Origin of the sequence: Actinoplanes lobatus (assembly GCF_014205215.1) — a bacterium.
Taxonomy (GTDB): domain Bacteria; phylum Actinomycetota; class Actinomycetes; order Mycobacteriales; family Micromonosporaceae; genus Actinoplanes; species Actinoplanes lobatus.
In genome coordinates, this window is sequence record NZ_JACHNC010000001.1 from 4844692 (window position 1) to 4864291 (window position 19600).

The 19600-nt window shown below is 71.3% G+C and carries 22 protein-coding genes; 14 read left to right on the forward strand and 8 right to left on the reverse strand.

Annotated elements, in window-relative coordinates; translation table 11 throughout:
- Positions 1-7: 7 nt before the first annotated feature.
- Together BJ964_RS22355 and BJ964_RS22360 are read right to left on the reverse strand one after the other, a co-directional pair.
- Positions 8-694 (reverse strand): 4-carboxy-4-hydroxy-2-oxoadipate aldolase/oxaloacetate decarboxylase, encoded by a 687-nt coding sequence (locus tag BJ964_RS22355; protein ID WP_188122492.1) that lies wholly within the window; start codon positions 692-694, stop codon positions 8-10.
- A complete protein-coding gene (locus tag BJ964_RS22360) occupies positions 694-1419 on the reverse strand; it encodes a PIG-L deacetylase family protein (protein WP_229806923.1) in 726 nt (241 codons plus the stop codon). Before BJ964_RS22360 ends, BJ964_RS22355 begins: the two co-directional genes overlap by 1 nt.
- A gap of 182 nt (positions 1420-1601) precedes the next feature.
- Between BJ964_RS22360 and BJ964_RS22365 the strand changes: the two genes are divergently transcribed.
- Positions 1602-2255, forward strand: a complete 654-nt coding sequence (locus tag BJ964_RS22365; RefSeq protein WP_229806924.1) for a GntR family transcriptional regulator — start codon at positions 1602-1604, stop codon at positions 2253-2255.
- Positions 2256-2283: 28 nt separating this feature from the next.
- Complete coding sequence (locus BJ964_RS22370) at positions 2284-3063, forward strand: DUF1932 domain-containing protein (RefSeq protein ID WP_188122494.1); 780 nt, start codon at positions 2284-2286, stop codon at positions 3061-3063.
- Positions 3064-3304: 241 nt separating this feature from the next.
- Here the strand turns inward: BJ964_RS22370 and BJ964_RS22375 are convergent, their stop codons facing one another.
- From BJ964_RS22375 to BJ964_RS22385, 3 genes are read right to left on the reverse strand one after another with little or no spacing between them, the layout of a single operon-like run.
- On the reverse strand, positions 3305-4360 hold the full coding sequence (locus BJ964_RS22375) for an amidoligase family protein (protein WP_188122495.1): 1056 nt from the start codon (positions 4358-4360) through the stop codon (positions 3305-3307).
- Positions 4357-5160, reverse strand: coding sequence for a hypothetical protein (locus tag BJ964_RS22380; protein WP_188122496.1), 804 nt, complete (start codon positions 5158-5160; stop codon positions 4357-4359). Before BJ964_RS22380 ends, BJ964_RS22375 begins: the two co-directional genes overlap by 4 nt.
- Positions 5157-5675 (reverse strand): SigE family RNA polymerase sigma factor, encoded by a 519-nt coding sequence (locus BJ964_RS22385; protein ID WP_188122497.1) that lies wholly within the window; start codon positions 5673-5675, stop codon positions 5157-5159. Before BJ964_RS22385 ends, BJ964_RS22380 begins: the two co-directional genes overlap by 4 nt.
- A gap of 102 nt (positions 5676-5777) precedes the next feature.
- Here BJ964_RS22385 and BJ964_RS22390 point away from each other — a divergent pair, with 102 nt between their 5' ends.
- The 4 genes from BJ964_RS22390 to BJ964_RS22405 all read left to right on the forward strand — a co-directional run bounded on the left by BJ964_RS22390 (position 5778) and on the right by BJ964_RS22405 (position 8387).
- The gene (locus tag BJ964_RS22390; protein ID WP_188122498.1) at positions 5778-6104 is read left to right on the forward strand and encodes a PadR family transcriptional regulator; all 327 of its coding nucleotides are present in this window, start codon (positions 5778-5780) and stop codon (positions 6102-6104) included.
- On the forward strand, positions 6101-6919 hold the full coding sequence (locus BJ964_RS22395) for an ATP-binding cassette domain-containing protein (RefSeq protein ID WP_188122499.1): 819 nt from the start codon (positions 6101-6103) through the stop codon (positions 6917-6919). The genes BJ964_RS22390 and BJ964_RS22395 overlap by 4 nt, the downstream gene beginning before the upstream one ends.
- Entirely contained in the window at positions 6916-7605 is a 690-nt protein-coding gene (locus BJ964_RS22400; protein WP_188122500.1) for an ABC transporter permease, read from the forward strand. The genes BJ964_RS22395 and BJ964_RS22400 overlap by 4 nt, the downstream gene beginning before the upstream one ends.
- 95 nt (positions 7606-7700) lie before the next feature.
- Positions 7701-8387 (forward strand): PilZ domain-containing protein, encoded by a 687-nt coding sequence (locus tag BJ964_RS22405; protein WP_229806925.1) that lies wholly within the window; start codon positions 7701-7703, stop codon positions 8385-8387.
- Positions 8388-8450: 63 nt separating this feature from the next.
- On the opposite strand, the gene BJ964_RS22410 is transcribed toward BJ964_RS22405, so the two are convergent.
- Together BJ964_RS22410 and BJ964_RS22415 are read right to left on the reverse strand one after the other, a co-directional pair.
- Positions 8451-8846 carry a spore germination protein GerW family protein gene (locus BJ964_RS22410; protein WP_203832635.1) on the reverse strand — a complete coding sequence of 132 codons (396 nt, stop codon included), beginning with the start codon at positions 8844-8846 and terminating at the stop codon, positions 8451-8453.
- 71 nt (positions 8847-8917) lie between these two features.
- Entirely contained in the window at positions 8918-9979 is a 1062-nt protein-coding gene (locus BJ964_RS22415; RefSeq protein ID WP_229806926.1) for a LacI family DNA-binding transcriptional regulator, read from the reverse strand.
- A gap of 99 nt (positions 9980-10078) precedes the next feature.
- Here BJ964_RS22415 and BJ964_RS22420 point away from each other — a divergent pair, with 99 nt between their 5' ends.
- From BJ964_RS22420 to BJ964_RS22435, 4 genes are read left to right on the forward strand one after another with little or no spacing between them, the layout of a single operon-like run.
- Positions 10079-10948 (forward strand): carbohydrate ABC transporter permease, encoded by an 870-nt coding sequence (locus tag BJ964_RS22420; RefSeq protein ID WP_188122501.1) that lies wholly within the window; start codon positions 10079-10081, stop codon positions 10946-10948.
- On the forward strand, positions 10945-11862 hold the full coding sequence (locus BJ964_RS22425; RefSeq protein ID WP_188122502.1) for a carbohydrate ABC transporter permease: 918 nt from the start codon (positions 10945-10947) through the stop codon (positions 11860-11862). Before BJ964_RS22420 ends, BJ964_RS22425 begins: the two co-directional genes overlap by 4 nt.
- Before the next feature lie 25 nt (positions 11863-11887).
- Positions 11888-13228 (forward strand): ABC transporter substrate-binding protein, encoded by a 1341-nt coding sequence (locus BJ964_RS22430; protein ID WP_188122503.1) that lies wholly within the window; start codon positions 11888-11890, stop codon positions 13226-13228.
- Positions 13225-15216: a beta-galactosidase gene (locus tag BJ964_RS22435; protein ID WP_188122504.1), complete on the forward strand. Its 1992-nt coding sequence runs from the start codon at positions 13225-13227 to the stop codon at positions 15214-15216. The genes BJ964_RS22430 and BJ964_RS22435 overlap by 4 nt, the downstream gene beginning before the upstream one ends.
- Positions 15217-15262: 46 nt before the next feature.
- Here BJ964_RS22435 and BJ964_RS48085 read toward each other — a convergent pair whose 3' ends face one another.
- Positions 15263-16180 carry an AbfB domain-containing protein gene (locus BJ964_RS48085; RefSeq protein ID WP_188122505.1) on the reverse strand — a complete coding sequence of 306 codons (918 nt, stop codon included), beginning with the start codon at positions 16178-16180 and terminating at the stop codon, positions 15263-15265.
- Between the two features lie 187 nt (positions 16181-16367).
- Between BJ964_RS48085 and BJ964_RS22445 the strand changes: the two genes are divergently transcribed.
- The 4 genes from BJ964_RS22445 to BJ964_RS22460 all read left to right on the forward strand — a co-directional run bounded on the left by BJ964_RS22445 (position 16368) and on the right by BJ964_RS22460 (position 19494).
- The gene (locus tag BJ964_RS22445) at positions 16368-17369 is read left to right on the forward strand and encodes a hypothetical protein (RefSeq protein WP_188122506.1); all 1002 of its coding nucleotides are present in this window, start codon (positions 16368-16370) and stop codon (positions 17367-17369) included.
- 20 nt (positions 17370-17389) lie between these two features.
- Positions 17390-18001: a class I SAM-dependent methyltransferase gene (locus BJ964_RS22450; protein ID WP_188122507.1), complete on the forward strand. Its 612-nt coding sequence runs from the start codon at positions 17390-17392 to the stop codon at positions 17999-18001.
- Between the two features lie 108 nt (positions 18002-18109).
- The gene (locus tag BJ964_RS22455) at positions 18110-18394 is read left to right on the forward strand and encodes a hypothetical protein (protein WP_229806927.1); all 285 of its coding nucleotides are present in this window, start codon (positions 18110-18112) and stop codon (positions 18392-18394) included.
- 134 nt (positions 18395-18528) lie between these two features.
- Positions 18529-19494 (forward strand): alpha/beta fold hydrolase, encoded by a 966-nt coding sequence (locus BJ964_RS22460; RefSeq protein ID WP_188122508.1) that lies wholly within the window; start codon positions 18529-18531, stop codon positions 19492-19494.
- Positions 19495-19600 lie beyond the last annotated feature (106 nt).

Genomic DNA, 19600 nt, shown 5'->3' on the forward strand with positions numbered 1-19600 from the left:
CGGGAGCTCATGGCTCGTCCACGTACACGACGCCGAGCTCTTCCAGCAGCGGCCGCAGGTGGTACATGTCCAGGCCCAGCTCACCCGCGGCGAGCCGGGCCCGCTTGGCGTCCTCGTTCGCGGTACGCGCCCGCGCCGCCGCCAGGACCGCGGCCGCCCGCTCGTGCGGGATCACCACGACACCGTCGTCGTCGGCGACGATCGCGTCACCGGGACTGACGACCTGACCGCCCACCACGACCGGCACGTTCACCGACCCCGGGCTGGCCTTCACCGTGCCCTGCGTGCTGACCGCCCGCGACCACACCGGGAAACCCATCTCCCGCAGCTCGGCCACGTCGCGAACCCCGGCGTCCAGGACCACGCCGATCGCGCCCCGGGCCCGCAGCGAGGTGGCCAGCAGGTCGCCCAGCATCCCGTCGGTCGACGGCGAGGTGGTCGTGACGACCACGACGTCACCGGGCCGCACCTGCTCCACGGCCGCGTGGATCATCAGATTGTCGCCGGGATGGCAGGAGACGGTCACCGCGCTGCCGGCGATCCGGGCGCCCGCCTGGATCGGCCGCAGATCGGGGGAGACCGCGCCGCGCCGGCCGTCCGCCTCGTGCGCCGTGGACGCGCCGGCCTCCGCCAGGCCTTTCAAGACCTCTTCGGACACCCTTTTCCCGGTACGGACGACGACGTGCCGGGTCATCAGGACAACTCCTGGGTGACCTGCGGGTAGAGCCGCATGTAGGCCTCGGCGTAGGTGTCGTTCGGCAGCCCCAGGTTCGGCCCGGAGTTGCGCGACGCCTGGAGGCCGCGGCGGCTGCCCAGCTCGGTGTAGTAGGTGTGCAGGTGCTTCTGCGCGGCCAGAATCCGCATGGCCTCGCGCTTGGTCTCCCACACCGCGGTGATGTCGAGCAGCACGTTCGGGAGGAAACCGCACTGCTCCGGCTGGTGCGGCTCGAAGCTGAACACCGGCGGCGCCCCGATGACCTCGCCCGGTCCCTCGACGCCCGGCGCCTGCGCCAGGATCCGGGCCTTGAGCGCGATGGCGTGCGCGAACGCGTGGTCGCCGTTGTACGGGTCGGCCGCCGCGTGGGTCAGCACGACCGACGGCTGCACCTCCCGGTACAGGTCGATCAGCCCTTGGAGCAGCCGCGGCGTCTCGACGAGCGGGTAGTCGTCGGCGTCGAAGAACCGGATCTCCGCGCCCAGCACCTTCGCGGCCTGTTCGGCCTCGGCCCGGCGGTGGTCCTTGACCTGCTGCAACGTGTACCCCTTGCGCCAGAGCGAGGCCGACTCGCCGCGTTCGCCGAAGCTCATGCAGCCGATCACCACACGCTGACCGCGGGACGCCGCCAGGGCGATCGCCCCGCCGGCACGCCAGACGAAATCGCCGGGGTGGGCGGTGAGTACCAGGGTCGAATCGGTCATCGCGTCTTCCCATCCGATTACCAACAACATTGTCAACAATCCGCGCGGCAGAGCTGCCTCGGAGGCGCGGTTACTCGACCGAGCCTAGGCCAACGATCTCGGCGAAACAATTGTTGACAATCCTGTCGCCGGGTTGGAACACTCGCCGTCAATCAGTTCCGCCGGTCCTTGAGGAGGCGCGTGTGCCCGCAGCCCCGGTCGTCGCCGCCGTGCGGGACGCGGTGCGTGAGGGCATCCTCCAGGGCGAGTTCACCCCGGGGGAGCGCCTCGTGGAAACCGACCTGATGAGCCGCTTCGGCGCCACCCGGTTCGCGGTCCGCGCCGCACTGGCCGAACTCTGCGCCGAAGGACTGATCGAGGTGCCACCCCGCCGCGGCGCCCGGGTCCGCAAGGTCTCCACCCACGAGGCCGTCGAGGTCACCGAGATCCGCATGGTGGTGGACGGCCTCGTCGCGGCCCGCGCCGCCGAACGGATCACCGATCAGCAGGCCGCCGAACTGGCCGAGACCGTCGCCCTGCTGCGGCGGGCCGCCGAGACCGGCGCCCAGCGGCGCTACCGTGACCTGGAACAGCACCTGCACGACCTGATCCGCCGGATCGCCGCCCACCGCACCGCCGACACGGTCACCGAGACCCTGCGCGGCCGGCTCCTGCGGCACCAGTTCATCCTGTCCCTGCTACCCGCCCGCCCCGAGGTGTCCCTGGACCGGCACGAGCGCATCGTCACCGCGATCCTCGACCGCGACCCGGAGGCGGCCGAGGCCGCCATGCGGGCCCAGATCGCCGCCACGATCACGGCCCTACGGGCCATGCAGCACCTGGAGTCCCTCCCATGACGAAGACTGTTGACTCGGAGGTCCTTTCATGACGGGAACCGTCATCGCCGTCCTCGGCCTGGGTGAGGCGGGTGGTCTCATCGCGGCCGGCCTGGTCGCCGCGGGCGCCACCGTCCAGGGCTACGACCCGAAGGTCCCGCCCCCGGCCGGGGTGCGGGCCGCCGGCAGCGACGCCGAGGCGTGCGCCGGCGCGTCGATCGTGCTCAGCGTCAACAGCGCCGCCGACGCGGCGGACGCCCTACGCGACTCACTGCCGTCGCTGGCCCCCGGCACGATCTGGGCCGATCTCAACACCGCGACACCCGGCCTCAAGGAGACGCTCGCGGCGCTCGGCGGCCAGACGGTACGGGTGGTCGACGTCGCCCTGATGTCCCCGGTGCCCGGCCGTGGGCTGCACACCCCGATGACCGCCAGCGGCCCGGCCGCCGCCGAGTTCGCCACCGTGCTCGGCGAGTACGGCGCGACGGTCACCGTGCTGGACGGCCCGGTCGGTGCGGCCGCCACCCGCAAACTGCTGCGCAGCGTCTTCTACAAGGGCATGGCCGCCGCCGTCACCGAGGCCCTGACCGCCGCCCGGGCCGCCGGTCTGGAGGAGTGGCTGCGCGGCAACATCCGCGAGGAGCTGATCCGCAGCGACGCCGGCACCCTGGACCGCCTGATCGACGGCTCCGTCAAGCACGCGGTTCGCCGCCGCGAGGAGATGGCCGCCGCCACCGAGCTGCTCGAGGACCTGGGCGTGCCGCCCCGCATCGCCCCCGCCGCCCGCGACATCCTCGCCGACCTGGCCGAACACCGGCAACCCACCTGACCGCCCACCAGCGCCGCACCCTCGACCACCCGGCAGGGCAGGCCCGCCTGCCCCGCCCTGCCGGGCCGACCTCACTCGGCTTGTTGTGGGGCCTGCCATTGAGGCAGGCCCCACAACCGGCTGGACCACCCGCTCAAGCCCGGCGGGCGCGGCACGGTCCGTGCCACGCACGGGCGTCGCGGTGCGCCACGGGACGGCCGGAATGTGTCCGGGAGCGCTCCACCCCGTACCGGAAGGGGGGTTATTGATCTTGAACTAGGGTTGCCGCGGCCATCTCCAGGAGCGCGTCGGGGGTCGCCGGGCCCGAGGGGATCGGGGTCGGGTCGAGGCAGCGGTCGAGCAGGAGCTCGACCAGGGCGGCGCGGTGCACGATCTCGTCCGCGTCGATGGCGCCGGGGAGGATCCGGATCTCCACGGTGTCGCGCAGGGGAGGGGCGTCGGTCAGCACCTGCGTCAGATTCACATCATAAAATTTCGTGATCTGTCCGGTTTGGGCTGCCTGGCGTAGCTCGGCGGTCGTGGGCGCTCCGGCGACGACATCCACCAGCGGCTCCGGCAGCGGGGCCAGACGGCGGCAGGCCGGATTGGTGGCCAGCAGCGTCCGCAACGGCTCCCGCCAGTGCGCGAACAGCCGGATCAGATTGGCCAGCGCCGCCGGTGAGCGGAACGGGCCGCCGTCGACGTGCAGGTGCACGGCCGCCTCGTGCGGGACCGTGAAACCGAGCCCCCGGGCGGCCCCGAGCAGGAACGACAGCTCCGCGTGATGGTCCGCCGACAGCGGTGGGGTGATGATCTCGCAGGGGCGTTCCCGTTCGCCGCCGGCGGGGGAGGCCAGGGCGATCGTGGCGCCGGCCGCGTCGTTCAGGCGGTAGATGTCGCCGTGCCGTTCGACCGTGGTGCCCCACAGGTCGGCCGCCGGCTCCAGCACCCGGGGCAGGGTGGTCCCGGGATCGCAGCGGGCGGAGAGCAGGCGCAGCAGCCGGGTGTCGTCGGTCAGCACCCGGAACCAGCCGGGGAGGGCCGGCGCCCGGGGGTCGAGCCCGTGCGTCAGGGTGATGTCGTCGACCAGCGTGCACAGCGGCGAACCGTCCGGCCGGCGCACCTCGAAACCCTGGGTGAGGTGCAGGAACCGTCCCAGGCCGGGAACCAGGGACGGCTCGCTGTCGTGGTGCCACACCGGCCGGACACTGCCTCCGCAGCGTCCGGCCAGGTCCAGCGCGAGCGTGCGCCGGCTGACCCCGGGTGGGGCCATCAGCTCGATCTCGAAGCCGATGCGCCGGCGCAGCCCGGGAATCACGGCTTGATCGGGAGGGTCTCGCCGGCTTCCAGGCGACGGCCCGCTTCGACCTTCACGGCGTACGTGTCGTTGCTGTCCATCTTCCACAGCTTGGCCAGTTTCGCGGCGTCCTCGCCGTCGTAACCGGCCTCCCAGAAGATCGTCGCCAGCTTCGACTTACGGGCTTCCTCGAGCTGCTTCGGGTCCGGCTTGATCGGCAGGGTCTCGCCGGCCAGCAGCCGCTTGCCACCCTCGATCTTGGCCTGGTACGGGTCGTCGAGCTTCCACAGCTTGGCGAGCTTGACGGCGTCGTCCCAGTCGTAGCCCCCGTTGAAGAACGCCTCCGAGTTGCGACCGTCCTCGGTCTGCCCCGGAACGCCCTCGGTGTTCGGCTTCGGCTGGACCGGCAGGGTCTCCCCGGCCAGCAGTTTCCGCCCGGCGAGCAGCTTGATGTCGCCCGCCTGGGTGTCGGTCATGTTCCAGAGCTTGGCCAGCTCCAGAGCGTTGGTGTAACCGAACCCGGCCCCGAAGTAGGCGTCGAAGGCCTGGTCGTCGGTGTACGACGGCGCGGCACTCGGTGCGGCGACCTCGATGACAGGGCCGGACGGCGCCGCCTCGCCGGGCAGGAACCCCGGCATCTGGGTGATGCCCGCGATCAGGCCGGCGCTGAGCGCCACCCCGCCCGCGGCCTGCACCGAGCGGCGGCGCCACTTGTGCTTACGGGCCAGCTCTTCGACGCGGGCGTAGACCGCGGCGGGATCCGGCGTCTGGTTCTCGTGGGTGATGAAGGCTTCCCGCAGCCGGTCTCCGTGCTCGGTCACGACCTCTCCTCGGCAGGTACTCGCAAGTCCGACTCCTGGTCGAGCCGGAGGGTTCTCAGTGCCCTCGACGCGTGGCTGCGCACCGTGGCGGCCGTGCATCCGAGCAGGTCGGCGATCGCGTCGTCGTCCAGCTGCTCGTAGTAGCGCAGCACCAGCACGGCCCGTTGCTTGCGGCCGAGCGCGGCGAGCCGGTGCCACAGCGCGTCGGCCTCGACCACGCCGTCCGCGTGGTCGCGCACACCGCCGCGCGCGTCGTCCAGCTCGATCAGGCGCTCGCCGGCCGCGTGCACGTGCCGGACCGCCCAGCTGCGCCGCCAGGACAGGTACTCGTTGAGCACCATGCGCCGGACATACGCCTCCGGGGAGTCGGCGTCGCTGATGCGCCGCCATCGGGTCTGGGCCCGCGCCAGCACCTCCTGAACGACGTCCTGCGCGAGATCACGGTCGCCGGTGAGGACGACCGCGTAGCGCAGCAGGCTGGGCAGGCGGGCCAACGCGAACTGCTCGAAGGTCACACCCTCATCGACGCACCCCGGGGCCGATCTGTGCAGTCGAATCCCGAACTATTTTTCCGGCCCCGGTAGATAGGTAATCTGCTAAGCAGCTAGCCTGCCTACATGACCCCCCGGCCGTGGCTGCACGGTTTCCTCGATCTCTGCCTGCTCGCGATGCTGCGTGACCAGCCCGATTACGGGTACGGGCTGGCCCAGCGGCTGGCCGCGGCAGGCGTCGCCGACATTCCCGGCGGCACCCTCTACCCGGCGCTGCTGCGCCTGGAACAGCAGGGGCTGGCCTCACCGAGCTGGGCGCCGTCCGGCTCCGGGCCGCGCCGGAAGTACTACGCGATCACCCCGGCCGGGCTCGACACGCTCAACGCGCAGGCCGAGGAGTGGCGCGGCTTCCGCGACGGCGTCGACTCCCTGATCGGGGAGCGCGTTCGATGAGTGATTGGCCATCACGGTTCGAGGCGGAGCTGGTCCGGCTCGGCGTGCAACCGGAGCGGGCCCGGCAACTGGGCGCGGAGACCGCCGCCCAGGCCGGTGAGCACGCCGCCGACCCGGACCGGTTCTTCGGCCCGGCACACCTGTACGCCCGTCATCTCGTCACCGAGCTCCAGGCGCCGACCGCGGCGGTCCCCTCGCTGCCCGGGCCGGTGCTGCTGCGGCTGACCGGGGTGAGCAAGCGGTACCGCAGGCGCGAGGTCTTCTCCGGCGTCGACCTCACCGTCCGCGGTGGCGAGGTGGCCGCCGTCGTCGGCGCCAACGGCTGCGGCAAGTCCACCCTGCTGCGCATCTGCGCCGGGCTCACCCGCCCCACCGGCGGCGACGTCCGGCGGACCCGCCGGGTGGGTTTCGTCCCGCAGGACGGCGGCACCGCGGGCTGGCTCACGGCCGAGGAGCATTTCACCCTCTTCGGGGCCGCCGCCGGCATGGCGCCACGCAAGGCCCGGTCCACCGGTACGCATCTCGCGTCCCGCCTCGCCTGGCGTCCCGGCCGCCACCAGCCGGTGCAGGAGCTGTCCGGCGGCACCCGGCAGAAGCTGAACCTGGTCCTGGGCGAGCTGCACGGCCCGGACCTGCTGCTGCTCGACGAGCCGTACCAGGGGTTCGACCAGGGGTCGTACCTGGATTTCTGGCGTCAGGTGCGGGAGTGGCGCGACGCCGGCCGGGCCGTGGTCGTGGTCACCCACCTGCTGCACGAGCTGGCGAACGTCGATCACGTGCTGGACCTGGGCGCACACAGCGGAGGAGACCGATGACCGCGTTGACGGTGGCCGGGCTGTCGGCCCGCGAGGTGGGCCGGCGGCGGACCGCGCTGCTGCTGGTGATCTCCCTGCCGCTCTGGTTCTACCTGGTGCGGCGGGACCTGACCGGCCAGTCCACCCGCATGCTCACCCTCGGCATCGCCTGGGCCGTCTCCACCCTCACCCTCTTCGTGGTGAACTCGGCCCGCGGCGTCGACCCCCGGCTGCGCCTCTCCGGCGCCTCGGTGGCCGGCATCATCGGCGGCCGCCTGATCGCAATGAGCGGCTTCGGCCTGCTGCTGGCCGGCGGATACCTGGTCCTGGTCGGCATCGACCAGGACATCGACCGGTCCTGGGCGATCGCCCTCATGATGGGGATCACCGCCCTGATCGCGGCGCCGTTCGGCAGCCTGGTCGGCGCGCTGCTGCCCCGCGAGCTGGAGGGCGCCCTGGCCCTGCTCTCGGTCTGTGCCGTGCAGATGCTCGCCGACCCGGCCGGCACGATCGCGAAGTTCATGCCGTTCTGGTCGGCCCGGGAGATCGGCACCTACGCCGTCGACGGCGGTGGCGCCGACCTGCTGTGGCGTGGTCTCGCTCACGCGGCGGTGGTCTGGCTGCTCTGCTCCGGCCTCACTCTGGCGCTGTTCGCGCGCCGTCTCCGGCTGGCCCGCTACCCCGAACCGGCGCCGGAGCGAACATGATCCGGCCGGGTTGGTTCACATTCGGGTGCGGCCCGCCGATGGGAGGGCGTCCGAACTGCCGGTAACGGCGTCTTTCGTGAGGTGGCAGGTAGCAAATGAGTAACGGTGTAGCCGGTTCGATGTCCGTCCCCGCGGTGGAGGGCGCGCCGCCGATCGAGTTGCCGGAGATCGGCGGCACGGTCTTTCTCGCCATGGGTGAGGGCCTGAATCTCCGGTCGAAACTCCTGGCGATCGACGGCGGCGCGCTCCTGCTCAGCGCACCGCTGGAGACCACCGGCCTGACCGTGTTCGAGCCGGGCCGCGAGATCGAGATCTTCTGGGCCCCGCCGCGGACCCGGGTCGTGCTGCCCTGCCGCCTGACCGAGATCTCCGACTCGCCGCCGCGGTGGACGCTCGTGCCGGCCGGCGGCGCCCGCCACGACAACCGGCGCGAGTTCGTCCGGGGCGGGGCGGGCGCGGTGGTCCAGCTGGAGACCGGGGTCAACGGCCAGTCGGCCGAGGGCGCGCTGCTCGACATCAGCGAGGGCGGCCTGCGCTGCTGGATCGACCAGCCGACCACCCTGTCCCAGGGGGACCGGGTGGAGGCGACGGTGTGGTTGGGCGACGCCGAGGCCCGGCTGAGCGGTGTCGTCCACACGATCCGCCAGGCGCCGCACGGCGATCCGGGCGAGCACCTGATTCTCCGGTTCGGCGCCAAGGAGGACGTGGCCAAGGTGATCCGGCAGTACATCCTCGCCTGGGAGATCGGTGAGCGCCGCCTGGCCGGGGACTCCGGCTCCTGAGGGCCGCCGTCAGCGGCGGCGGCAAGTGACGCGAGACCGGCTGGGCGACCAACAGGGCCGCCGTCAGCGGCGGCGGCGGTAGTGGCGCAGGACCGACCGGGCGACCAGCAGGGCCACGACAGCGATCACCTGACCGCCGATGACGATCTTGTTGACGTCGACGGCGGGCCGCCAGTGGGCGTCGCCGTCGCGGATGACGTAGATGCCGGCCGGGCGGGCGGTGAAGCCGAACCCGCCGCCGGAGCCCTCGCCCTGCGGGGTGTCGCCGGCCTCGGGGTCGTCGCCCGGGGCCGTCCCGCTGCCGGTGCCCCCGCCGCCGCCCCCGCTGACGACGGCGACCGGGACGATGGTGACGCCGTCACGCTCGATCGGCGGGCCGAAGACCCGGCCGGCCGCGGCCGTCTCGGCACCGGCGCGGGCCCGTTCCAGGATCTCGCCGGCACTGAGTCTCGATGGCATGCGCTTCTCCTCCGGGTAGACGTTCTTCCCCCTGAAGCATCCACTCGGCCGGCGGCGCGCGCAGTCCCTGATCAGACTTCGGGAGCGGCGGTGCTGGCCCGGATCACCAGGCGGGTGGCGACCAGGTCGGTGCCCGGCCCGGTCGGCTCGTCGTGGATCTGGCGCAGCAGGGCGTCCACGCAGCGCCGTCCCACCTCGGCGAAGTCCTGGTGCACGGTGGTCAGCGGGGGCAGGTAGGAACCGGCGTCGGCGATGTCGTCGAACCCGACCACGCTGACCTCCTCCGGCACCCGGCGGCCGCGCTCGTGCAGGGCCCGGAGCACGCCGAGGGCCATCTGGTCGTTGGCCGCGAAGATGGCGGTGCAGGACGGGTCGCCGGCCAGCCGCAGCCCGGCCCGGTAACCGGAGTCGGCGGACCAGTCGCCGCGTTCGAGCGCGGGCACCGGCCGGCCGGCCTCCTCGAGGACCTGGCGCCAGGCCGAGGCGCGGCGTTCGGCGGAGAACGACCCGGCCGGCCCGGCCAGGTGCCAGACGGTGCGGTGTCCCAGGTCGAGCAGATGCCGGACGGCCTGCCGGGCGCCGTCGGCCTGGTCGGTGTCGACGACCGGGTAGCGGTCGCCGGCGTCGGAGTCGACGACCACCACGTGCGCGCCCGGCGGAAGGGTCACCGCGGCCGCGTCGAGAAGGTGCACCTCGATGATGAGAATGACGCCGTCGACCGCGAGCTCGCCCATTCTTGTGAACGCTCCCAGGACGTTGTCCTGGGTGGGCGCGCCGACCGGGATGAGCGTTATCGCGTACCCCTCGGCGGCCGCGTGGGTGGCGATCGCCTCCACCGTCCGGCTGTTGCCGATGGAGGACAGCCCGAACAGGATCACCCCGATCGTGTTGAACCGCCCGTAGCGCAGCGAGCGGGCCGCGCTGTTGGGCCGGTAGCCGAGCTCGCTCATCGCGGCGAGCACCTGCTCACGGGTGGTCTCCACGACACCGGGCGAGCCGTTGGCGACGCGCGAGACGGTCTGTGAGGAGACCCCGGCGAGGCGGGCCACGTCGGCCATGGACACGCGCTGTTTGCGACGGCCGCCGGGGACGTCCGAGGAGGCGCGCAGCCGTGGTGGTTCGATCTTGATCACTCCTTGACCGTGATTTGTGGCCCGTGCCACTATACGGCAGTCATGTTTACGTAAACATGACGCTGATGTTTACGTAAACATCCTCGGAAGGGGGCAGGTTTGACCCGGCGTTCATGGATCGGGTGGCAGTTCACCGCTCCGTTCCTCGCGCTCTTCACGCTGGTCTTCCTGGCGCCGATCGCGTACTCGGCGTACCTCAGCGTGTTCCGCACCCGGCTGGTCGGCGGCACCACCTTCGTCGGCCTGGAGAACTACACCAAGGCGCTCAGCGACCCGCAGTTCTGGGAGTCGATCACCCGGGTCGTGCTCTTCCTGCTGATCCAGGTGCCGATCATGCTCGGGCTGGCCCTGCTGGTGGCGCTCGCCATCGACAGCGGGCGGCTCTACGGCGCCGGGTTCTTCCGGGTCGCGATCTTCCTGCCGTACGCGGTGCCGTCGGTCGTCGCCACCCTGATGGCCGGCTTCCTCTACGGCATCCGGTTCGGCCTGGTCGGCAGCATCAACGAGGCGCTGGGCCTGAACCTGCCCGACCCGCTGGCGCCGGGCTGGATCCTCGCCACCATCGGCAACATCGTGACCTGGGAATACGTCGGCTACAACATGCTCATCCTGTACTCCGGCCTGAAGGTGATCGACGCCTCGCTCTACGAGGCGGCCGCGATCGACGGGGCCGGCGAGCTGCGGATCATCCGGGCGATCAAGCTGCCGGCGCTGCGCGGGCCGCTGGTCGTCGCCACGATCTTCTCGATCGTCGGCAGTTTCCAGCTCTTCAACGAGCCGCAGGTGCTGGACAGCCTGGCGCCGAACTCGATCACCACCTACTTCACCCCGAACATCTACGCCTACCAGCTGTCGTTCGCCGGGCAGCAGATCAACTACTCGGCCACTGTCGCGCTGCTGATGGGTGTGGCGACGATGGTCGTGGCCTACCTCTTCCAGCTTCGCGCCATGCGGGGGGAGGCCCGATGACCGCCACGCCCACCGTCCGGGCGGCGGCGCGCCGTCCGGGCCGCCCCCCGCTGAAACCCGCGGCCCGCAAGCCGCGCCGGCGCAGCGCCGTTCTCACCGTGGTCACCGGCGTGATGCTGGCGTACGCGATCCTGCCGCTGGCCTGGCTGTTCATCAGCGCCTCGAAGACCCAGGAGGACCTGCTCGCCACGTTCGGGCTCTGGTTCGGTGGGGAGTTCGCCCTCTTCGACAACATCGCCGACACGTTCACCTATCAGGACGGCATCTTCGGCCGCTGGGTGCTCAACACGGTGATCTACGTGGTGGTCGGCGCCGGGGGAGCGACCCTGCTGGCCGCGCTCGCCGGGTACGGCCTGGCCAAGTTCGACTTCCGCGGCCGCCGCGCGGTGTTCGCCGTGGTGCTCGGCGGGATCGCGGTCCCGCCCACCGCGCTGGCCGTGCCGACGTTCCTGCTGTTCGCGAAGATGGGGCTCACCGACACCCCGTGGGCGGTGATCATCCCGTCGCTGGTGTCGCCGTTCGGCCTCTACCTGATGTGGACCTACTCCACGGAGGCGGTGCCGAACGAGATCCTGGAGTCGGCCCGGTGCGACGGGGCCGGTGAGTTCCGGATCTTCTTCAAGCTCGCGCTGCCGCTGCTGGCGCCCGGTCTCGTCACGGTGCTGCTGTTCAACCTGGTGGCGGCCTGGAACAACTTCTTCATGCCGCTGATCATGCTGAAGAACGCCGACCTCTACCCGCTCACGCTGGGCCTCTACTCCTGGAACAGGCAGGCCAACACGGTCGGCGGCGACGTCGTCTTCGACCTCGTGATCACCGGCTCCCTGCTCACCATCATCCCCCTCACCGTCGCCTTCCTGATGCTCCAGCGCTACTGGCAGCAGGGCCTGGCCGCGGGGAGCGTAAAGCAATAGATCCCCCATCACCGAAGGGATTCATATGTCGATCACCCGACGGCGTGCGCTACTCGGCGCGGCCCTGTCGATAACCCTCATGGCCACCGGCTGCTCCGGTTCGGACGACACCGAGGACGGCGCCGCGGCCCCGACCACGGTCACCGAGGCGGACATCGCGGCCGCCCTGGAGGCGGGCGGCAACCTGACCGTCTGGGCGTGGGACACCACGATCACCAAGGTCGCCGCCGACTTCCAGACCAAATACCCCAAGGTCAAGATCAACCTCACCAACGCGGGTACGGGCAACGACCAGTACACCGCCCTCCAGAACGCGATCACGGCCGGCACCGGGATCCCCGACGTGGCGCAGATCGAGTACTACGCGCTGCCGCAGTTCGCGCTGGCCAAGTCGGTGGCGGACCTGAACACGTACGGGGCCGCGTCGCTGGACGGCACGTTCACCCCGGGCACCTGGAACGCGGTGCACGCCGGCGACAAGATCTACGGCTTCCCGATCGACTCCGGCCCGATGGCGCTCTTCTACAACAAGGAGGTCTTCGACAAGCACGGCATCGCCGTCCCGACGACCTGGGAGGAGTACGCGGCCGCCGCCGAGAAACTGCACAAGGCCGACCCGAAGGCGTACATCACCAGCGACAGCGGCGACGCCGGGTTCACCACCAGCCTGATCTGGCAGGCGGGCGGCAAGCCGTACACGGTCAGCGGCACCGACGTCGGGGTCAACTTCGCCGACCCGGGCAGCACGAAGTTCGCCACCCAGTGGCAGAAGCTGCTCGACGCCAAGCTGCTCTCACCGGTCGTCGGCTGGACCGACGAGTGGTACAAGGGCCTCGGCGACGGCACCATCGCCACCCTGGTCACCGGCGCCTGGATGCCGAGCAACCTGGAGAAGGGCGCGGCGGCCGCCAACGGCAAGTGGCGGGTCGCCCCGATGCCGCAGTGGGAGGCCGGCGGCAAGGCCACCGCGGAGAACGGCGGCAGCTCGCTGGCCATCCCGGAGAAGAGCGCCAACAAGACCCTCGCGTACGCGTTCCTGAAGTACGCGGCCGTCGACGAGGGCGCGCAGACCCGTATCGACGACGGCGCCTTCCCGGCGACCACCAAGCACCTCGCCGCGCCGGAGTTCAAGAACAAGGAGTTCCCGTACTTCGGTGGCCAGAAGGTCAACGAGGTGCTCGCCGAGTCCGCCGGGCAGGTCGTCACCGGATGGTCCTACCTGCCCTTCCAGGTCTACGCCAACAGCATCTACGGCGACACGGTGGGCAAGGCGTACCTCGGGCAGGGAACGCTCACGGACGGGCTGAAGGCATGGCAGGACGCTTCGGTCAAGTACGGCCAGGAACAGGGTTTCACGGTTAAATGACACAGAGCAACGAGACGACCCGGCGCTGGCTTCGCCGCGCCGGGTCGGCGCGTCTGGAATTCGGCGCCGACTACAACCCCGACCAGTGGCCCCGCGAGGTCTGGGACGACGACGTACGCGCGATGCGCGAGGCCGGCGTCACCATCGTCAGCCTCGCCATCTTCTCCTGGGCACGGCTGGAGCCCCGCGACGGCGAGTACGACTTCGCGTGGCTGGACGAGGTGATGGACCTGCTGCACGCCGGGGGCATCACCGTCGACCTGGCCACCGCCACCGCCTCGCCGCCGCCCTGGCTGACCCGTGAGCACCCGGAGATCCTGCCGGTCACCCGGACCGGGGAGATCCTCTGGCCGGGCGCCCGTCAGCACTGGCGGCCCACCTCGCCGGTCTTCCGGGAGCACGCGCTGCGCCTGGTGAGCGAGCTGGCCACCCGGTACGCCGACCATCCGGCGCTGGTCGCCTGGCACGTCAACAACGAGCTGGGCTGCCACAACGTGTACGACTACTCGGACGACGCGGCGCGCGCCTTCCGGGTCTGGCTGCGGGAGCGCTACGGCGATGTCGAAGCGCTCAACCACGCCTGGGGCACCGCCTTCTGGTCCCAGCGGTACGACGACTTCGAGGAGATCCTGCCGCCCCGCCTGGCCGCCTCGCACCCGAACCCGACCCAGCAGCTCGACTTCAAGCGGTTCTCCTCGGACGCCCTCAAGGACCATCTGCGGGCCGAGCGGGACCTGCTCCGGCGGATCACCCCGGAGGTGCCGGTCACCACGAACTTCATGGTGATGGGCGAGATGAAGCCGATGAACTACGCCGACTGGGCGGCCGAGGTCGACTTCGTCTCCAACGACCACTACGTGCTGCCCGGCCCGCAGGCCCGTGACGAGCTGTCCTTCTCGGCCAACCTGACCGGCAACATCGCCGGCGGCGAGCCGTGGTTCCTGATGGAGCACTCCACCAGCGCGGTCAACTGGCAGCCGGTCAACGTGGCGAAGAAGCCGGGCGAACTGGCCCGCGACTCGCTGACCCACGTGGCGCACGGCGCCGACGCGGTCTGCTTCTTCCAGTGGCGGCAGTCGCGGGCCGGCGCGGAGAAGTACCACTCGGCGATGCTGCCGCACGCCGGGACCGGCAGCGACCTCTTCCGGAGTGTGGTCCGGCTGGGGGAGCGGCTGCGTGAGCTGGCGCCCATCGCCGGCTCACGCCGCCGCCGCGCCGCGGTCGGCATCGTCTTCGACTGGGAGTCGTGGTGGACGGCCGAGCAGGACTCCCACCCGACCGACCGGCTGCGGTACCGGCAGGAGGCGCTGGACTGGTACACCGCGCTGCTGGATGCCGGGATCCGTGCCGACGTGGTGCCGGCCGGCGGGCCGCTGGAGGAGTACCGGCTGCTCATCGCCCCGGTCCTGCACGTGGTCCCGGCCGCCCTCGCGGACCGGCTGGACGGCTGGGTCGCCGCGGGCGGGCACCTGGTCACCACGTACTTCTCCGGGATCGTGGACGAGAACGACCACGTCTGGCTGGGCGGCTACCCGGGCGCGCTGCGTGACCTGCTCGGCATCCGGATCGAGGAGTTCGGGCCGCTGCTCGACGGCGAGAGCGTCACGCTGGACGACGGCGCCACCGGCACACTGTGGACCGACCGGATCGACGTGACCGGCCCGGACGTCGAGGTGCTGGCCCGTTACAAGACCGGCGAGCAGGCGGACCGGGCGGCGGTCACCCGGCGGCGGGTGGGTGCCGGCTCCGCGGCGTACGTCTCCACGCGCCTCGGCCCGGACGGGCTCGCCGGGCTGTTGCCGCGGCTGCTCGGCCCCGCCGGGGTGACCGGCGAGTTGCCGGCCGAGCTGGCCGGGCGGGTGGAGCTGGCGATCCGCGGCGACCACTGGTTCCTGATCAACCGCACCGACCAGCCGGTGGACCTGCGCGTCCTCCCCGGCGCCCCCGAGGTGCTGGAGGCGCGGGGAGTCGCGGTCTTCCGCAACTGAGCGGAGCCTGACCGCTCCCCGGCCGGATGGGCCGGCCGGGGAGCGGTCAGAGCGCGGCCCGCGGCACGAACGCGGTGGCCCGCTCCGCGGAGGTCTCCACGATCCGCAACCACTGGTCGTCGGAGACGACATAGTGCCCCGGATAATTGTTGGAACGCAACACGAGCGCGGCACCTGAGCGAATCGTCAGTGGACAGAAAGTGGCGTCCTGACGGAAAAGCTCACTGCCGTCGATCCGGTCCAGCCGGATTTCGAAGTTCCGGTGCCGCAAATAATATCCGGGAAAGTTAACAGATTCGAGCGAGACGCAGCCGCTGTTCGCGAGTCCGCTACGGATCCGGAAGTTGGCGTCGTCCCGTTCGCGGCTGCCGATCCGGTCCAGGCGGCCCCGGTAATTGCGGTGCCGGACACGCAGTGTGGTCTCGTCGGCCGCCGCCAGGCCGGCTGTCGAGCCCACGGAGAGTGACACCGGCGCGGGTTTCGTGGTGGTGGCCGTGCGGGTCGGCTTCTTGGTCGCGGTACGGGTCGACACCGCCGTGGTGGCCGGCGCCGTGGTGTGCCGGCCGGGCGGTGTCGCGGAGAGTGAACTCGCTGGTGGGGATGGCTGGACGCTGACCGGCACGTCGGACGCGCCGGGATCGAGCGGCCAGGCGGGCCAGTCCGGTGGCGCCGCGGCCGGGAAGGTGAACTCGGCGGCCACCGGTTCGGGACCGCGGGCGGCGTCCAGGGCGACGGCGACCGCGGCGGTGGCCGCGCAGGCGAGACAGAGGGCGGCGGCCAGAACGAGGCGGGGGCGCGTCGTCACGGAGCCGCGGAGTCGGGGGAAATGGTCACGGGGGCGGGCCCCGCCGGGTAGGGCGGGCTGGACGGTCGGCCGGATCGGCCCGGTGGGTGCCCCGCCGGGTGAATAGGGCGGAATCCAGCCGCCGACCCGCAGTCCGTCGCGGGTGTCGTCTTCCGGCATCAATTCGCTTCCTGGAGAACGCTCACATTGGCACTTAATGTTCCGTTAAGGATCTACACGGTCTATGTGTCGCGGGGCAAGAGGTAGTGCCCCATCAATTCTTTGGGAGCGGTCCCAGTTGATCCGTTCGGCCCGCGCGCCCGTATCCCCGGCTGGATCCATCCGTGCGCTTCGAGGAGAGAGCAGCGTGGACAGTCCCGTCGTGCCTACGACCGGCGACCCGGCCGAGCCGGTTGAGTTGCCCGATATATCGGAATATTGGCCGGATGCCCCGCACCGATCCGGGCCGGCCGCCGACCACTACGAACTGGACGGTGCCGAAGCCGTCCGGACCGACCCGGCCTGGAACTCGCTGGCCACCCACCGGCCCACCCTGGAGCTGACCAACATCGGCCCGCCGCCGCCCCGGCCGCTCTGGCGCCCGGTCCTGCCGCTGCTGGCCGGCATGCTGGTCATCGCCGGCACCTTCTGGGTGGTCTTCGGGCCGGACCGGGAGGCGGAGCGGTCACAGGCGCCGGTCCTCGTCAACCCGCCGGCCGCTGTCCCGGCCAGCCCGCCGGTGTCCATCGGGACGTCCCCGCCGGCCGCCGAGCAGACCACCGAGCCGCCCGTGCCCGCCCCGGGCGCCGCCACCTTCGAACTGGCCGAGGGGACCACCGAACTCGACGTGCGGATCGGTGACCCGGGTGAGGGCTGGTTCGCGGTGTCGACCCCGCAGGACAGCGGGATCACGGTACGGACCGTGGTCGAGGGCACGTCCGTACGGGTCTTCGTCGACGAGACCGGCCGCGACGGCTCCGCCCGGATCGACGTGGTGCTCAGCCCCGAGGTGGTCTGGTCGGTGCTGATGCGCGGCGGCGTACGGGTCGGCGACTTCGACCTCACCGGCGGCCGGGTGGGCCGGGTGGACCTGCTCGGCGGCGCCCGTCGGATCGAGCTCACGCTGCCCCGCCAGGACACGGTCGTACCGATCTCGATGGGTGGCGGCGTCCGGGACTGGAAGATCATCACGGACGGTAAGACCCGGGTCCGGGCGGTGCTCCAGCGGGGCGCCGGCGAGGTGGACCTCTACGGCGACCGGGACCGCGGCGTCGACAATCGCACCGTGTTCACCGTCGGTGACGGTGACGGCGGCATCGACCTGGTCGCGGCCGAGGGCGTCGGCACCCTGACGGTCGAGGCCGGGTGAGCGCGGGGCAGAATTTCGCTGTGACACGAGCAGAGGGCGACGCGGCGCCACCCGAGACCACCGTCTCCCTGGACTACTTCACCGGGCTCTACCTGGCGAAGGACGACCCGTGGGACATCGCCAGCAAGTGGCACGACCGGCGCAAGTTCGCGGTGACCATGGCGAGCCTGCCCCGCGAGCGGTACGAACGCTGCTACGAGCCGGGCGCCTCGGTCGGCACCCTCACCCGGATGCTGGCCGGCCGCTGCGGCGAGGTGCTGGCGGTGGACAGCGTCCCCGAGGCCGTCGAGCTGCTCCGGCAGAACACCGCCGACCTGCCGAACGTCCGGGCCGAACGCGCCGAGCTGCCGGCCGACCTGCCGGACGGCACGTTCGACCTGGCCGTCGTCGGGGACCTGCTCTACTACCTGTCCGCGGCCGACCTGACCGCCCTGCTCGACGGCCTGGTCCAGCGGCTGGAGCCGGGCGGCGACCTGGTGTCGGTGCACTTCCGGGACCGGGAGAACGGCGGCAACTACGACGGCTTCAACGCGCACGCCGCGCTGTTCGCCACCGCCGGCCTCACCCCGGTCGTGCACCACGAGGACGAGTGGTTCCTGCTCGACGTGCTGCGACGGTCCGACGACGGGTAGCGACATCCGGGCCCTCGACGGCAACTTCGTCGCTATGAGTGACAGAAATCGTCGAACCGACACGCCCTGTGATCCGTTCTCTCTGTCAGGCGGGACACGACGTCCCGCGTGATCGACAAGGCGGTGGCGATGCTGATCCTGTCCCTTCTCATCCTGGTCCTGGCCGCCGCCTGCGTGCTCGCGGTGCGTGGGGTGCGGGCGGACGCGTCAGCCGAGGCTGAGCCGCTGAGCATCCCGGAGGCGCTCTTCGCGCCGGAGAGCCTGGAGGGCGTGCTCTGCGCGCAGCTCCTGGACGGGGAGATCACCCGGCGGCAGTACCTGCGGTCGATGGCCGGCATCGCCGCGCGTGACGAGTACCGCCACCCCCTCGTGGTTCCCCGTTACGAGGACTGACGCCCGGCCGGGGTACAGCCCGGTGCCCGCTGACGCGGGTGCCGGGCTTTTTGCGTCCTTGACAGCCTCCCATCGATAGCAGCTAATGGAAACCCTGTTTCGGAGAGTGTTACGGCTGACCACTTGGAGGTCCCGTGTCCCTGTCCCCACGCCGCATCGTGGCGATGCTCGTCATGTCCGCCGGCATCCTGGCCGCCACCACCGCGCCGGCTCAGGCCGCGGCGGTCGAGGTCGACGGTGACATCACCGTCCCCTGCGGCAGTTCGACCCTCACTCAGGACGCCGACTGGTTCTTCCCCGAGACCACCAGCCCGAAGGCCCTGGTCCTCCTCCAGCACGGCTTCTCCCGCTCGAACAGCAACGTCGCCGCGCTGGCCCGGAAATACCAGGCCGCCGGATTCCTGGTCTTCACCCCGACCCTGCCGTCGACCAACTCCAGCGGCTGCACGGTCAGCAACCAGGGAGACAACACCGCCTTCCTGAACAGCGTCGCCGCCTGGATCGGTGAGGCCACCACCCCGGCCAAGGCGCTCGCCACCAGCTACGCGAAGGCGGCGACCACGGCCGGGCGCTCCGGCAGCACACTGCCCACGAAGTACGTGCTGGCCGGGCACTCGGCCGGCGGCGACGCGGTCACCTACATCGCCAACCGGCTGCGCACCACGTTCCCGGCCGCGTTCGCGAACCTGGCCTACCTGCAACTGCTCGACCCGGTGAAGTCGCCGTCCGGCACCAACATGGCGGACGCCCTGACCGGCCTGAACGGAACCTCGCTGCCGATCACGGCGATCTCCTCGCCGCCCTACCTCTCCAACAGCAACGCCAGCGGCACCGTGGAACTGCTCGCCCGGGTCGACCGGCCGTTCCTCGGGGTCCGGCTCACCACCGGCTCACACTGTGACGCCGAGGGCGCCACCACCAACTGGCTCTGCACCCTGACCGGCGGCAGTTCGAAGGCGCAGAACGTCACCGCCCTGCAGACCTTCGCGGTCAACTGGGCCTCGGACGCGGTGGCCGGCACCACCACCGCGACCTACTACCCGGGCGGCTCGTACTACCAGGGCCTGCTCACCAGCAACGTCATCCAGACGCTCAGCTGATCCGCTCCACCGGAGCCGGCGGCCCCACGGTCGCCGGCTCCGGCCCGCGAAAGCCCGGCCCTCGATCTCCGGCCGTACGGCCGGAGGATGTGGGCCGCCGTCCACT